At 36.8% G+C, this 13,596-nt stretch carries 12 protein-coding genes and 2 other annotated features; of the genes, 1 reads left to right on the forward strand and 11 read right to left on the reverse strand.

The features are described 5' to 3' along the window. Positions 1-9: 9 nt before the first annotated feature. The 8 genes from ACUN26_RS19300 to zapA all read right to left on the reverse strand — a co-directional run bounded on the left by ACUN26_RS19300 (position 10) and on the right by zapA (position 9,331). Positions 10-468 carry an NEAT domain-containing protein gene (locus tag ACUN26_RS19300; RefSeq protein ID WP_000476169.1) on the reverse strand — a complete coding sequence of 153 codons (459 nt, stop codon included), beginning with the start codon at positions 466-468 and terminating at the stop codon, positions 10-12. A gap of 23 nt (positions 469-491) precedes the next feature. Then, positions 492-1,190 carry a heme uptake protein IsdC gene (isdC, locus tag ACUN26_RS19305; RefSeq protein ID WP_000714737.1) on the reverse strand — a complete coding sequence of 233 codons (699 nt, stop codon included), beginning with the start codon at positions 1,188-1,190 and terminating at the stop codon, positions 492-494. 488 nt (positions 1,191-1,678) lie between these two features. Then, on the reverse strand, positions 1,679-3,004 hold the full coding sequence (gene brnQ6, locus ACUN26_RS19310) for a branched-chain amino acid transport system II carrier protein BrnQ6 (RefSeq protein WP_000842670.1): 1,326 nt from the start codon (positions 3,002-3,004) through the stop codon (positions 1,679-1,681). A 114-nt stretch (positions 3,005-3,118) separates the two neighbouring features. Then, positions 3,119-3,374 (reverse strand) — a binding site (T-box leader). A gap of 108 nt (positions 3,375-3,482) precedes the next feature. Continuing rightward, positions 3,483-4,172, reverse strand: a complete 690-nt coding sequence (locus ACUN26_RS19315; RefSeq protein WP_445540904.1) for a 23S rRNA pseudouridine(2604) synthase RluF — start codon at positions 4,170-4,172, stop codon at positions 3,483-3,485. 193 nt (positions 4,173-4,365) lie between these two features. Then, a complete protein-coding gene (locus ACUN26_RS19320; RefSeq protein ID WP_000893740.1) occupies positions 4,366-6,726 on the reverse strand; it encodes an endonuclease MutS2 in 2,361 nt (786 codons plus the stop codon). 19 nt (positions 6,727-6,745) lie between these two features. Continuing rightward, the gene (gene polX / locus ACUN26_RS19325) at positions 6,746-8,464 is read right to left on the reverse strand and encodes a DNA polymerase/3'-5' exonuclease PolX (protein WP_000867537.1); all 1,719 of its coding nucleotides are present in this window, start codon (positions 8,462-8,464) and stop codon (positions 6,746-6,748) included. 55 nt (positions 8,465-8,519) lie between these two features. Next, a complete protein-coding gene (locus ACUN26_RS19330; RefSeq protein WP_000565405.1) occupies positions 8,520-9,059 on the reverse strand; it encodes a CvpA family protein in 540 nt (179 codons plus the stop codon). A gap of 2 nt (positions 9,060-9,061) precedes the next feature. After that, positions 9,062-9,331, reverse strand: coding sequence for a cell division protein ZapA (gene zapA / locus ACUN26_RS19335; RefSeq protein ID WP_000082703.1), 270 nt, complete (start codon positions 9,329-9,331; stop codon positions 9,062-9,064). Between the two features lie 123 nt (positions 9,332-9,454). Between zapA and rnhC the strand changes: the two genes are divergently transcribed. Next, entirely contained in the window at positions 9,455-10,390 is a 936-nt protein-coding gene (gene rnhC, locus ACUN26_RS19340) for a ribonuclease HIII (RefSeq protein ID WP_000071616.1), read from the forward strand. Positions 10,391-10,558: 168 nt separating this feature from the next. On the opposite strand, the gene ACUN26_RS19345 is transcribed toward rnhC, so the two are convergent. The 3 genes from ACUN26_RS19345 to asnS form a co-directional block, all read right to left on the reverse strand. Further along, a complete protein-coding gene (locus ACUN26_RS19345; RefSeq protein ID WP_000039591.1) occupies positions 10,559-10,693 on the reverse strand; it encodes a YuzL family protein in 135 nt (44 codons plus the stop codon). 82 nt (positions 10,694-10,775) lie between these two features. Then, entirely contained in the window at positions 10,776-11,678 is a 903-nt protein-coding gene (locus ACUN26_RS19350; RefSeq protein ID WP_000503914.1) for an SDR family oxidoreductase, read from the reverse strand. A 177-nt stretch (positions 11,679-11,855) separates the two neighbouring features. Continuing rightward, positions 11,856-13,247: an asparagine--tRNA ligase gene (gene asnS, locus ACUN26_RS19355; RefSeq protein WP_000432186.1), complete on the reverse strand. Its 1,392-nt coding sequence runs from the start codon at positions 13,245-13,247 to the stop codon at positions 11,856-11,858. A gap of 52 nt (positions 13,248-13,299) precedes the next feature. Beyond that, positions 13,300-13,551, reverse strand: a binding site (T-box leader). Positions 13,552-13,596 lie beyond the last annotated feature (45 nt).

A 13,596-nucleotide genomic window follows, 5' to 3' on the forward strand; every position in this document is an offset into this window, starting at 1 on the left:
AAAAATTAATTATTTAACACTGTTCCCATCAAATACAAAGCGAATATCATATGAAGCATTGTAATTAATAATTGGGATATTAATTTTCACCTTGCCGTTTAGTTTTTTTGACAAGTCAGCAACTTCAAATTCTACAACTCTAGTATTATCTGTTTTGTTTTCACTTAACACGGTTGTTTCTATAAATTGACCATCTTTTTCTACTTGGAAACTTTTAATAGAAGAACTATCTTTCACTTTAAATGAAATATATTGTTTTCCATTTTTAACTGTTAATGTTGCTGGGCTTTCAAAATAACTATTCATTCTAGATGATTCATCTTTATCGCCTTTCCATACAGTGAAAGCAATATTATATTTCCCATCAGCTAGTTTTGTAGCAGCCTTTGCATCTTGTGAACCTAGTGTTGCGATAAACGTAAATAAAACAGCAAATACGGCAATAATCATTTTAAATTGTTTAAACATATATTCATCACCCTTCGAAATATTTATTTGTTTAGCTTCACTTTACGAATTAAGAAAACACCTGAAACAAGAAGTAACGCTGCAAATAATCCGATACGTGCTTCGTCTCCTGTTTTTGGATTATCTGTTTTTTCAGCTTTTCCACTCTCATTTGTTTCTTTATTCACTTCTTTATTCTCTACTTTCGTTTTTTCTTCTTTTACTTGTGTATCTGTTTTCGCTTGGTCATTATTTTTTGTTGCAGCAACTACACCGTTATCGCCACCTACAGCTTTTACATTTGCATCAAACGCAAAACGAATTGTATAGTGGTGGTCATAGTTTGCACTTGGTACAACAACATGAATTTTTACTCCCAACGGCTTTGATAGATCATCAACTTTAAATTCAACCGTTCTTTTATCAGCCGCTTCGTCCTTACTCACTACTTTTGCATCAACAAAATTCCCATTCTCCGGTGCTTTAAATTCTGTAATCCAAGCACTATGGTTCATTGGAACTTGAACTTTCATCTCACCATTTTTTACAATTAACTTAGCTGGCTTTTCAAAATAATCATTTGCCATTGAAGCTGACTCGTTTTCCGCTTTTTGTATTACGTAGTTAATATCATACGTACCGTCAGCTAATTTTGCTGAAGCTTGTCCGAACGGCACTACAAGAAAAGCTAGCATACATACAAATGTCATAATAAAAGCGGGTAATACAGAAAACTTTTTCATTTTTCTTGTTTCCTCCTTATTTATCTTGCATTTCACTTTTTGAAAATGATAATTATTCTCAATTTATAAGAAAAAAATAATCTTTTCCACCTATATTTAATTAGCATTCTTTTATGTAATATAAGTATTATTGATTATCATTCTCATTGAATGTTAAAAATAATATCTCACCCTATTCCTTATACGAAGGCATAGAAACTGAGAAAAAATTATAAAACTTATTCATTGATTATCATTCTCAATATAAATCAAAAAAAAATAAACTATCCCTTCTCCTCCTCTTTCACCTCTTCTCATAACAACACTATAGTTATAGAAACCCCTTTCCTTCACTTCCCTTCCAATATTTCCACAACTAAGTCAATCTTAGCCTACTCATAAATTTTTTGTCAACTATATTACGTATAAATTTTTTAATATCTAAATTTCTCTATGTACGACTTTTTCTACAAAAAAAGAGACTTTCTATTATAGAAAGCCTCTTTTCTCTATTTTTCTACAGCAATTTCCTGCTTTTGAAACTTAGAAACTATATAACCAAATCCTATACCGATTATGCCTGGAACTAACCAACCAATCCCTACACTATATAATGGAATCTTATTTAAAATAGGTGCTAATGCTGCAATTTGAAGATTTGCATTGTGTAATCCATCAAAGAAACTAATTGCGAACGCTCCTACAATACCACCCACATACATCGCTAATGGAAGACGAACGTAGTTTTCAACAAGTGATAATACGATAAGAACGATTCCAATTGGATAAATGGCGATTAAGATTGGTAATGCTAATGCGTTTAACTGCGTTAAACCAAGATTGGCTACCATAAATGCTAATACACAGAAAATGAAAACGACTTTTTGATATGAAAGCTTTGGTAATAAGGAAGAGAAATATTCTCCACAAGCTGCAACAATACCTACAGAAGTTGTTAAACATGCTGCTGTAATTGCGATACCTAGTAATAATGTTCCGTAACTACCAAATAAATGATTTACAACGTTTGTTAAAATAATGCCTCCGTTTGCGCCCATTCCAAGCGATACACTAGAAGCTCCAAGATACGCAAGCGCTAAATACACAAGTAGTAAACCAAGTGCTGCAATAAATCCTGCAAAGATTGTTACTTTCGCAATGCTATTCTTATTTGTAACACCTTTTGCTTTTAAAGCATTAATGACAACATTTCCGAAAACAAGTGCTGCCAGTCCATCTAAAGTTAAATATCCGTCAATAAAACCTTTGAAAAGAGGAGCACTATACACTTCTGTCGGTGAACCAAATTCTCCAATTGGTGTAATAAGTGCTTTACCTACAATAATTGCAATAACAGCTAATAAAATTGGAGTTAACACTTTACCGATGCGTCCCACTAATTTTGAAGGATTTAAAGCTAAATAGAAAGTTACCGCAAAGAAAATAAATGTAAAGATAACAAGTGGATAGGATTGGCTAGCTATCTCACTTGGTAAAAATGGTGCAACACTCATTTCATAAGCAACTGTCCCTGTACGCGGAACGCTTACGAATACGCCTAAGCATAAATAAATTGCAGTGATAAAAACAAGTGCGAAGATAGGATGCACACGTCCTGCTAGCTCATTAATATCTCCCTTTAGAGCTATAACAATTACCCCTAATAAAGGCAATCCAACACCTGTTACGATAAAACCAAATAACGCGATCCATACATCTGTTCCAGCACCTTGTCCTAACGCTGGTGGAAAAATCATATTACCTGCACCGAAAAATAGTGCAAATAACATTAAACTTATTGCAAACACCTCAGAAAATTTTAAAGATGATTTCATTTCTACTAACCTCCTAAATGATTAATTAACAAAATATTCCGAATTAAAATCCGTCACATATCCTCTTTCAAGCATACTTCCCCGTAAAAGAACGCAAAAAACACCCGTCCCTAACAAAGGGACGAGTGTTGAAATCGTGGTTCCACCCTTATTCTAATAAAATGAATTTATAACGAAATAAGCTCATTTTATAGCTCGTGTAAATTGATAACGGTTTTATCCGCCAAGAATTACAATGCATCATGCATGCAGTTCACTCTTGAAGTTTAGAGGTGGTAAGATTGTCTTTTCGTATTAGGAAGCTCACAGCCTAAGGCTTCCCTCTCTGAGAATCGTAGAAAACAACTCATGTCCTCATCATTACTTTTATAAAATATCTTGTCGAAACTTGTTGTTTTTTATTATATGGGCTATTTTTTAAAAAATCAATAGTTTTATTTTTTCTGACAAAAAAATATAGGGAGAAAATTTCCCCTCCCTATAACTGCCCTATTAAAATTTCTAACTCTTCAGCTGTAACGCTCCGCCACTTTCCCACTTCAAGCTCATGTAATTCTATATTCATAATGCGCACTCGCTTTAGCTTTGTTACAGTAAACCCGAAAGCACGGCTCATTCTACGAATTTGCCTGTTCATTCCTTGTGTTAAAACGATGCGAAATGTAGATTGGCCGACTCTCGTCACTTTGCATGGCTTCGTCATTCCATCTTTAATCTTTACACCGCTGGACATCTCATCAATAAACCAATCTGTAAAAGGTTTATCTACCGTCACAACGTATTCTTTCTCATGCTCATGATCTCCGTGTAAAATTTGATTCGCAATCGCGCCATCATTCGTTAATAAAATAAGTCCATCCGATGCTTTATCTAATCGTCCAACGGGAAAGATTCGCTCTGGGTAATTGATATAATCAATAATATTATCTTCAATATGATCGGCTGCTGTACAAGTAATTCCAACTGGTTTATGAAAAGCGATATACACCTTTTCTTTCTCTTCTTTTGCAATAACCTGCCCATCAATCGTTACAACATCATCATCGCTCACGAGAGCACCGTGCGTACAAATTTCGCCGTTAATAGCCACGCGTCCAGCTTTAATAAGACGATCTGTTTCGCGTCTTGAGCAGGATTTTGCTTCGCTTATGTATTGGTTGATTTTCATATTTTGTTCCTTTTCGTATATTAAAAGCGTCAATCTATGGCAATATCATTATGCCATGATTGACGCTCCTTCACTTCGCAAAAACAACTAAATAAATAACCCCAATCACCAAAAATATTCCACAACAAGCTAACAATGCTTTTGCAAGTTTGTCCATAAACATATAATGGTTTCCCCTTTGTTTCGTTGTTTGCTATTTTAATTCGACAACTGTTACGCCTAGGCCTCCCTCGCCCATGTCACCGTAACGGTAGTTTTTCACGCCGCGATGTTTTTTCAAGTAATCTTGTACACCTTGGCGAAGCGCTCCTGTTCCTTTACCGTGAATGATTGACACACGAGGATAGCTTGCAAGCTGTGCATCGTCTAAATATTTTTCAACGCGCATCATTGCATCTTCGTAACGCTCACCGCGAAGGTCAAGCTCTAACGACACGTGATAATCTCTACCCTTCACACTTGCGACTGCTTTTTTCTCTGTTTGCTTCGGTGTATTAATGTATTCCATATTGGATTCTTTCACTTTCATCTTCAGAATACCAATTTGTACGCTCCACTCTGTATCACTTACTTTTTCAAGTAATTGACCTTTTTGACCGAACGTTAATACTTTTACTTCATCGCCTGCACGTAATTGTTGTTTTGGCGCTGTGTTTTTCACATTCACTTTTTGTTTTTTCACAAGCTCTGGCGCTGCACCTTCTAGGCGGCTCTTCGCTTCAATAAGCTCGTGATCTTTCACGTTTACAAGCTGCGCTTTGCGCAATTGACGAAGTTCGTGAATAATGCCCTCTGCTTCTTTCTTCGCAGCTTCGACTTTTTCTTCCCCTTCTTTTTGCGCTTTTAATAATTTTTCATCACGCTCTTCGTTAAATTCAATAATTTGACGCTGTAATTCACGATGAAGTTTTTCAGATTGCTTACGAAGCGCTTCTGCTTCGTTCCAGTCACGCTCTGCGTTCTTTTGACTTTCTTCTAACTTCGCAATCATATTTTCAATTTTATTTGTATCCGTACTAATATGGTTACGCGCTTGATCAATAACGCGATCAGATAATCCAAGGCGCTTCGAAATTTCAAAGGCGTTACTACGTCCTGGTACACCGATTAATAATTTATACGTTGGGCTTAATGTGTTCACATCGAACTCAACACTCGCATTAATAACTTGCTCACGGTTATATCCGTATGCTTTTAATTCCGGGTAATGCGTCGTTGCAACAACGCGAGCACCACGATTACATACTTCATCTAAAATTGAAATTGCTAGTGCAGCCCCTTCTTGCGGGTCTGTTCCAGCACCTAATTCATCGAATAAAACTAAGCTTTCAAAATCAGCTTTTTCTAAAATATCTACAATGTTCACCATATGTGAGGAGAACGTACTTAAACTTTGTTCAATCGATTGCTCATCACCGATATCAGCGAAAATATTTTTAAATACACAAATCTCTGACTCATCCATTACTGGAATATGAAGACCAGATTGCGCCATTAATACACAAATACCAACCGTTTTCAGCGTAACTGTTTTACCACCTGTATTCGGTCCTGTAATTACAATTGTTGTGAAATCTTTACCGAGCATAATGTTATTTGGCACAATAATTTCCGGATCAATAAGCGGATGACGCGCTTGTCTTAAATCCATGTAGCGCTCGTTATTTACGATTGGCTTCGTTGCTTTAATTCGCTTCGCATAAAAAGCTTTTGCAAAAATGAAGTCAAGATTTGCAACTACTTCTACGTTAGACAAAACAATATCAGCTTCTACTGCCACTTCTTCTGTTAACATTAATAAGATGCGTTCGATTTCTTGTTTTTCTTTCACACGTGCTTCTTGAAGTGCGTTATTTAATTCTACAATTACTTGTGGTTCAATAAATAACGTTTGTCCAGAAGCAGATTGATCGTGAACAATACCACCATATACACCGCGGTATTCTTGTTTTACCGGGATTACGTAACGTTCGTTACGGATCGTTACAATCGCATCAGATAACATCTTTTGTGCGTTTGAAGAACGCGTCATATTCTCTAACTTTTCACGAATACGGCTTTCCGCAGTACGAATTTGGTTACGAATACCACGTAGTTTATCACTTGCGCTATCGACTACTTCACCGCCATCACCGATACAATTTGTAATTTTCTTTTCTAAGTCATATAAAGATACAATTTGAGCGACGTGAGTTTCTAAAATCGGAAGCTCGACACCATTATCAACCATATCTTCGATAAAACGTTTCATATTGCGACTACCATACATCGTATTTGCAATATCAAGTAGTTCATTTGGGCTTAACATACTTCCGATTTTTGCACGCTTCACATTTGAGCGAACATCAGTAATACCACCTAATGGCGCACTCCCTTTTAAACGAATGACTTTCGCCGCTTCATCCGTCGTATCTTGTAGTTCTACAATTTCTTCAAAATCAGTGCTCGGTACTAAATTCTTCACTTTGTCACGACCAAGTGAAGAGGCTGTATGTTCAAGTAATTGTTCTTTTACTTTATTGTATTCTAATACACGCAACGTTCTTTCTAACATGTTGCAGGTCCCCCTTGTGTTACTTATTACGTTTAATATAGTCTAATAAACGTTCAATATCCCACGTGTTAATCACGTTATCTTTTTGAATCCAACCTTTACGTGCTGCTGCTACACCTGTTTCCATGTCTTCTAACATTTCAAGTGTATGAGCATCCGTATTAATCGCTACTTTTACACCAGCATCTTGTGCTTGTTTTAATAATTTCGCGCTTAAATCTAGACGGTTTGGATTTGCATTTAATTCTAAAACTGTATTTGTTTCTTTTGCGAGTTCAATTAATAAATCTGTGTCTACATCGTAACCCTCGCGACGTCCAAGAAGGCGTCCTGTCGGGTGAGCAATCATTGTAACATGTTTATTCTCAAGTGCAGCGCGAAGACGCTTCATAATCGTTTCACGATCTTGTGAGAAGCTAGAGTGGATAGCTCCAATAACATAATCTAATTCTGCTAATACTTCATCATCAAAATCAAGTGATGCATCCGGTAAAATGTCCATTTCAATTCCGCGTAAAATTGTAATGTCTGGATACTTTTCATTCATACGTTCAATTTCTTTCGCTTGTTCACGAAGACGCTCTTTCGTTAAACCGTTCGCTACTTTCAAGTATTGTGAGTGATCAGTAATCGCCATAAACTTATATCCACGGGCACGACATGCCTGTACCATTTCTTCAATAGAAAAAGCACCGTCACTCCACGTTGTATGCATATGTAAATCACCTTGTATATCAGAAAACTGAATTAAGTTTGGATACTCTTTAATTAATTCAATTTCTTTTCCATCTTCACGCACTTCTGGTGGGATAAATGGAAGACCGAAATGAGCAAAAAATTCTTCTTCAGTCTCGAATGTTTTTACTTCACCTGTTTCCAAGTTCTCTACACCGTACTCACTAATTTTTTCGCCTTTATCTTTTGCAATTTGGCGCATTTTTACGTTATGGTCTTTTGATCCTGTGAAATGGTGAAGCGTTGTAATAAACTCTTCTGGTTTTACTAAACGGAAATCGATTGAAATATCATATTCGTATTGAAGACGAACAGAAACTTTCGTATCTCCACTTGCAATTACTTCAATCATATTATCGAATTGCAATAAATGTTCACGTACTGCTGCTGGTTCTGTCGTTGCAATAATGAAATCTAAATCCTTCACTGTCTCACGAACACGGCGTAAGCTACCAGCGCGAGAAAAACGAATTACTTCAGCAATATTCGACAACTTCTCCTCTATTTCCCCGGCAATAGGTAATACCATCGCAATCGGTAAACGTTCTGGACGAGATCCTACTTGATCAATTGCTTCTAATATTTTCTCTTCTGTTTTCTTACCGAAACCTGCTAAAGCTTGTACTTTATTTTCCTCACAAACAGCTTTTAACGATTCCATATCCACTACACCAAGTTCTTTGTATAACTTAGCTACCTTTTTACCACCAAGGCCCGGAAGTTTTAATAACGGTAACAAACTGCTTGGCACTTCTTTTTCAAGTTCTTGTAATACTTCAGATGTTCCCGATTCTATATATTCTTGAATAACTGCTGCCGTTCCTTTTCCGATACCTGGAATCTTTGTGAAATCTTCAATTTCAGAAAGACTACGATCATCACTTTCTAGTGCTGCTGCTGCTTTACGAAATGCAGATATTTTAAATGGATTCGCACCCTTTAATTCCATAAAAAGCCCGATTGTCTCTAGTAATTTAATAACTTGTTTTTTATTTACTTTCATCATTGCCCCGCCTTTCTTTCATAGAAAAAAACTTCTCTTTCCGAAAAAAGAGAAGTTATACTCTGCTACCTGTCTGCCATAGCTCCTTCACCTTTTCAGAGAGAATCGGTGTATCGTCTACAATTATTTTGCTAATTGATGATTTTTGTAATGGTGTTTGTATTTGTTCAATCGGAAGAATATTTCCAACAATAATTAAAACAAACAAAATAATATATACTTCTAAAAATCCGAGGATTGCCCCCGCAAACGCATTTACTTGCTTTAACACCGGTATTTCTGCAAACATATTTAACAAATTACCAAGTAATGAAAGTGCGATTTTTGTAATAATAAATAATACGATAAACGCAATTGCTTGATAAAATACTGTCTCAATATTATTTGCATCAATCCATTCTGGAACAGATACATTTTTATCAAATGGATACGGAATAAATTTCGCAAGTGCTGGCGCTAAATCTTTACAGTACCAGTATGCAACAAGGTATGCGATAATAAAGCTTGTTAACTTTACAAGTTGTAAGATAAAACCTCTGCGTAATCCGAGGAAAAATCCCATAACAAGCAGTAAAATGATAATAATATCAATCATGTTTATTCCATTCCTTTTTTTGTCATACTTTCTTTCAACTTCTCATGTTCTTCTTTTAATTTTATGTAATCGTGTATGACGTTTACCGCCGTCAATACCGCTAGTCTACTCGTATCAAGCGAAGGATTCTTGGCATTGAGTTCGCGCATTTTATCATCCACAATCGCTGCTACCATGCGGATATGACTTGTACTTTCATCGCCAACAACTGAATACTGTTGGCCATATATTTCTACATTAATTCGACTTTTATTTCCCTTTTGTTGTGACAACTCACCGGCCTCCAATCACGTACAGAATCCTAAAGTTTATCATACCATGAACCATCATAATATGGAAACAGAAAGAACAATCCGATATGATAAAAATAACAATATAAAAAAGGAGCGACCATTTTGTCAAATTCTATCGTAATACAAACAAGTTCTACAGTAATTGAAGACATGAAACAACAATATAAACAAGCACTTAGCTCAAAAATTCCGCAAGGCGGTATCTTTATGGCAAAGGTGCCATCTTGCACGATTACAGCATATAAATCTGGAAAAGTAATGTTCCAAGGTGGACGTGCTGAAGCAGAAGCTTCTCGTTGGCAAACTGTCTCTCAAACACCGAAAACAGCTGTAAAAAAATCGGCCGATTCTCATCGTTTTGCACCGCCTGCTTCCATCGGTACAATGTCTATAGCAGGATCAGATGAAGTAGGTACTGGTGATTACTTCGGACCGATGACAGTAGTTGCTGTATATGTGGACGCAAAACAAATTCCACTTTTAAAAGAACTTGGTGTAAAAGACTCCAAAAACTTAAACGATGCTCAAATTACCGCTATTGCAAAACAACTACTTCACGTTGTTCCTTACAGCTCTCTCGTTCTTCATAATGAAAAATATAACGAGCTATTTGATAAAGGAAATAATCAAGGTAAGCTAAAAGCTTTACTACACAATAAAGCCATTACAAACTTATTAGCGAAAATTGCTCCTACAACACCAGAAGGCATCTTAATCGACCAATTTACGCAACCTGATACATACTATAAGTATTTAGCAAAACAAAAACAGGTACAGCGTGAAAATGTTTACTTCGCTACGAAAGGTGAAAGTGTTCATTTAGCTGTTGCCGCCGCTTCCATTTTAGCTCGTTACTCATTCGTAAAACAATTTGATGAACTAAGTAAAAAAGCTGGTATGCTACTTCCAAAAGGTGCTGGTAAACAAGTTGATATTGCCGCTGCTAAATTAATTCAAAAAGTAGGTAAAGAAAGATTACCTGAGTTTGTAAAACTGCATTTTGCTAATACAGAGAAAGCGTTTCGCTTATTGAAATAGTATCGACAAAAACAGGGGCTTACAAACTCCTGTTTTTTGTTTCATGTGTTCTCGATTCAATGTAATTGCATTTACTATTTTCCTCTCCTAACTATATCGCTAAATTAACTCATTTTTAGTAATTCCCCTATAAAAAAGGAGAGCCGCCAAGACTCTCCCTTTTTTATATTAGCTTCGTTTCTGCTTCTTATTTGATGAAGATACTTTATGAGAACCAGTTTCATGTGTTGTTGTCCCTTGCCCTTCCACTTCTGGAGAACCTAGGATTGATCTTGAATGGTCTTTTTTCACTTTTTTACTCATTGCACTCACCCCCAAGGTTACTTTTTACTTAAGGGTAAAAAACTATTCAACATAATAATCTGAACATATACTCGCTACTCTTTTACTCTCGTGTTTGGTTTTCGCTTATGTCCCATAGACGCTTTGCTGCATCCTTATCCAAGGCAGCTTCAGACATTTCCCCTACTTGTTTATCGGCATAGTAATAACCACTCTGATTAGTAAATCCAGTTGATTCTGCTAGCCATACTAAAGTTTCAGCACCTTTCTCCGGCGTACGGGAGAAAGGTTTCATTGCTGCCATAGTTAAGCGAGCAGCTAGACCATTATCCTGGTTAAAATTCGTATTCACTAGCCCCGGGTCAAAGCTATAAGCACTAACACCCGTTCCCTCCAACCGCTGTGCCAATTCAGAGGTGAATAAAATGTTAGCTAGTTTTGTTTGTGCATAACGCATTGTAGGACCGCCCATGAACTTCTTAATACCGCGATACAGTTGTTCTGCATCTAGATCATCGAAATCAATTCCCTTTTTAGCCATTTTGTGACCGTGAGATGCAGTGGTAATGACGCGAGCAGGAGCACTTTCTTTTAAACGCTCCAACAACAAATCTGTAAGTAAGAATGGACCTAAATGGTTTATCGCCCAGGTCATCTCCAAACCGTCCTCTGTAATTTGCCTTGTTTGAAATAAAGCACCCGCATTATTTACTAATATATCAATTCTCGGACATCTTTCTAAAATATTGGTAGCTACCTGGCGTATAGATTGTTGGGAAGACATATCAGCGAAAAATATATCTACCACTGCATTCCCATCCGTTATATTTTCAAGTTGAGTCATAACATCATTCGCTTTTGCTTCATTACGTGCAATGATTCCTAGCTTAGCACCGCTTTTTGCAAACACCTTAGCTGCCGCTAATCCAATACCACTTGTTGCACCAGTGATTACTATATACTTGTCACGCAATGTCCACTTTGTATGACTTGGAATTTCCCCCATTGTATAAAAACCCCTTCCCTATATAAATGTCGCATTCGTTTTACTTATATATGAAGTGGGAATTGAACTATGAACAACATCTTTTCTAGTCGTGAAATACTTTATAAAGTTCAGGTTGCAATTACAACCTTTCTCAATAAAAAAAGCGAGAGCAGTTGCTCTCGCTTTTTTTATATCTTAAAACTCAGAAGAACCTGGAGTTCTTGGGAATGGAATTACGTCACGGATGTTAGCCATACCAGTAATGTACATTAGGAAGCGCTCGAAACCTAGACCGAATCCCGCGTGTTTTGTACCGCCGTATTTTCTAAGTTCTAAGTACCACCAGTAGTCCTCTTCGTTCATGCCTAGTTCTTTAATTCTTTCTACTAAAACGTCCATTCTTTCTTCACGTTGACTTCCGCCAATTAATTCGCCGATGCCAGGAACTAGAAGGTCAGTAGCAGCTACTGTTTTACCGTCTTCATTCATACGCATATAGAACGCTTTAATGTCTTTTGGATAGTCTGTTACGAATACAGGGCGTTTGAAGATTTCTTCTGATAAGTATCTTTCATGCTCTGTTTGTAAGTCAATACCCCATTCTACTGGGTATTTAAAGTCAGCACCTGATTCTTGAAGTACTTTAATTGCTTCTGTATAAGTGATACGACCGAAGTCAGAGTTAATCACATTGTTCATGCGCTCTAGAACTGTTTTATCAACGAAGCTGTTGAAGAAGTCCATTTCTTCTGGTGCATGTTCTAATACATATTTCATTGCATATTTCAGCATATCTTCTGTAAGATCCATTACATCGCCTAATTCAGCAAATGCAATCTCAGGCTCAACCATCCAGAACTCAGCTGCATGGCGAGTTGTGTTTGAGTTCTCCGCACGGAATGTAGGTCCGAATGTGTATACATCACGGAATGCTAATGCATAAGCTTCAGCGTTCAGCTGTCCACTTACTGTTAAGTTTGTTTCTTTACCGAAGAAGTCTTTTGATTCATCAACTTGTCCGTCTTCACCTTTTGATACGTTGTTTAAATCTTGCGTTGTTACACGGAACATTTCGCCAGCACCTTCTGTATCACTACCAGTAATGATCGGTGTGTGAACATGTACGAATCCACGCTCTTGGAAGAATTGGTGAATCGCAAATGCTGCGATAGAACGTACGCGGAACGTTGCAGAGAATGCATTTGTTCTTGGGCGTAAGTGAGCGATTGTACGTAAGTATTCAAACGTATGACGCTTCTTTTGAAGTGGGTAATCAGAATCTGATAAGCCCTCGATATCAATTTTTTCTGCTTTAATTTCAAATGGTTGCTTCGCTCCAGGCGTTGCAATTACTTTACCTTCTACTTTAACTGAAGAGCTAAGTGGAAGTTTTGCAATTTCTTTGAAGTTCTCTAATTCTGTATCGAAAACGATTTGAACGCTTTTGAAGAAGCTACCGTCGTTTAATTCGATGAAACCAAATGCTTTTGAATCACGTAAGTTACGAATCCACCCTGATACTTGTACTGTTTGATCTGCATACTTTTCTGTATCTCTATACAGACTTTTTACTAATGTGTTTTCCATAGTGAAATTCTCCTTTGCTGATATATTTAAATACAAAAAAACCTTTCATCCATAAAGGGACGAAAGGTTAAACTTCGCGGTACCACCCAATTTGTCATAAAGACCAACTTTAACTCGTATGTAATACATACTTCCCGGTTTGTAACAGGCCGGATTCCCGTCTAAGTCTACTCTTGAATACAAGATTCAATTTCGGTTAGCAACTCCAAGGTGTTCTTCACATATACCGCCTCATCAGGCTCTCACCGTCCCTGACTCGCTATGGATTATAGTATATACTACTTTTCCTTATCATCGTCTTTCATTTTGTTAAACTAAAATTAATGTACTACATTCGAGGGAAAGATGC

The organism is Bacillus sp. WC2503 (assembly GCF_052682895.1).